Origin of the sequence: Aliiglaciecola sp. 2_MG-2023 (assembly GCF_030548145.1) — a bacterium.
GTDB classification, from domain to species: Bacteria; Pseudomonadota; Gammaproteobacteria; order Enterobacterales; family Alteromonadaceae; genus Aliiglaciecola; species Aliiglaciecola lipolytica_A.
In genome coordinates this window covers 1-1,712 of the sequence record NZ_JAUORY010000056.1, presented here as the reverse complement: position 1 = coordinate 1,712, position 1,712 = coordinate 1, and the positions used below count along the sequence as shown (strand labels likewise).

The following is a 1,712-nucleotide window of genomic DNA, read 5'->3' as shown; positions in this document are numbered from 1 at the left end:
GTCTAACAAAGCAAATCAAGTACGCTCCTTCGTCGCCGGACGCAAACTCGCTGGCTGGGGCTCATTCTTCGCCAAGTTTAGCCAGCAAGCCTGCGCCGCTTATTTGAAGCGTTAGGAGTTCATTAGTATGATATTCAGACTTGGTAGCAACTCCGCAAATATTTTTATTTCTGCTTTCATTGGTTTCGTGTTGGTTGTCTTGTTTGCCTTTAATCATTTGATTATTCCCATTGATAAAGTAAATCCTTTGAACAGCTACCATAGGCAGTGGATTGAATCTGGAATTGAAAATTACCGCTATACACTTAGGTTTGGATGTATGGGGGTTTTGGAGTATCGAGTTGTCGTAAAAAATGGAGTGAAGATTACCCCAAGGAGCATAGACGTTTATTCTATAGATGATCTTTTTGAATATGCTGACCGCGCCGAAAAGAATGCAGATGAATATAATGTCACTTACCACGAAACAGGCTTTCCCTCTGAAATAGAAGTAAATTGGAGTAAAGAAATATGGGATGACGAGTGTTTTAGAGAAGTGACTGACTTTCAGGTAATTAAGCCACATGAACTCTAACAAACCAATCAAACGGACAAATACTCGCTGGCTTGGGTCGCTTCGCTCCCAGTATAGCCAACAAGTATTTGCCGTTTATTAGGGGCGTTATGTCCCTAATGGAGTTTTTGGATGCGGATAAGTAACTTTGGAGAAACCTGCTTGGCCATATCTGGTGTCTGGTTGATTGCCTCCTCCATGCCTGATTTCTTGACGTCCATTATCACTATCAAAACTTCTAATCTGATTGCAGATGAGGGCTCCTTTTATTTTGGCACTTTGGTTTTTTTAATTACTAAGCTGGTAATTGGCTTGTTTCTGATTGCTACGAGAAAGTCTATTGGAAAGTTTCTTGGTTTCAATTCCCAATTTGACTCCAACGCTACTGAATTGTTATCAGCAGCAATATTCTTATTAGGTTTATATTTCATTTTTAATGGGAGTGTAGCTTTAGGTCAGCATTATTTAGTATTTAGAGAACAATCGGATACTGAGATGTATTATTTTTGGCAAGGTTTACTAAGTGTAATTTGCGGACTCACTTTAAGCTTATTTTCTTTTAGTTTATCGAAAATATGGAGGCTTCTCAGGTTTGCCGGAACATAACAAACACATCATGTTCACTCGCTTCGCTCATTGGGACGCATACTCGCTGGCTCGGCTCATTCTTCGCATGTATAGCCAGCAAGCCTGCGCCCCATATGTGAAGCGTTAGGCATCAATATGATCGTTACTAAGTTAATAGAAGATAACCCCGTTATAATTCATCACAAGTTGTCGGGAACATTAACAAAGTCGGAAGCATTGATTGGTTCTGAAGAAGCAATTGATTTAGTTAAAGGTGTTATAAAGAATGAGACTCAAATATTATTAATGATAGATGTACGAGAGTATATTTTTAAGGATTTAGAAGCGCACAAAGTTTGGGCAATAAATTTTAAAGAAAATAGCTTATTACAAGGCTCAGTTAAAGTTGCACTTGTTGGGAATAATGAACCAAAATTTAGAGCAGAGAAAGAATATATGGAATCAAAAACTCTTCAATTCTTTACTAAAACTGAAACAGCCTTAATATGGCTGAAAAATGCCTAACACATATGAGCCTCTTGTTGGTCAATAGGTATTAGTCATCTTTTGACCACTTTTTCAAGGTCAATCC

The 1,712-nt window shown here is 38.3% G+C and carries 3 protein-coding genes; all 3 read left to right on the top strand.

Annotated features, from left to right (window positions below; genetic code table 11):
- Window positions 1-127: 127 nt before the first annotated feature.
- The 3 genes from Q4567_RS22155 to Q4567_RS22145 all read left to right on the top strand — a co-directional run bounded on the left by Q4567_RS22155 (window position 128) and on the right by Q4567_RS22145 (window position 1,645).
- Complete coding sequence (locus tag Q4567_RS22155; protein ID WP_216047430.1) at window positions 128-574, top strand: DUF6174 domain-containing protein; 447 nt, start codon at window positions 128-130, stop codon at window positions 572-574.
- Between the two features lie 141 nt (window positions 575-715).
- Window positions 716-1,159, top strand: a complete 444-nt coding sequence (locus Q4567_RS22150) for a hypothetical protein (protein ID WP_303502474.1) — start codon at window positions 716-718, stop codon at window positions 1,157-1,159.
- A gap of 117 nt (window positions 1,160-1,276) precedes the next feature.
- Window positions 1,277-1,645, top strand: coding sequence for a hypothetical protein (locus tag Q4567_RS22145; protein WP_303502473.1), 369 nt, complete (start codon window positions 1,277-1,279; stop codon window positions 1,643-1,645).
- The last annotated feature ends 67 nt before the right edge of the window (window positions 1,646-1,712 follow it).

Excerpts from the sequence above, each read along its gene's own strand:
- Q4567_RS22145 (WP_303502473.1), top strand. The coding sequence starts at position 1,277 with ATGATCGTTACTAAGTTAATAGAAGATAACCCCGTTATAATTCATCAC.
- Q4567_RS22155 (WP_216047430.1), top strand. The coding sequence starts at position 128 with ATGATATTCAGACTTGGTAGCAACTCCGCAAATATTTTTATTTCTGCT.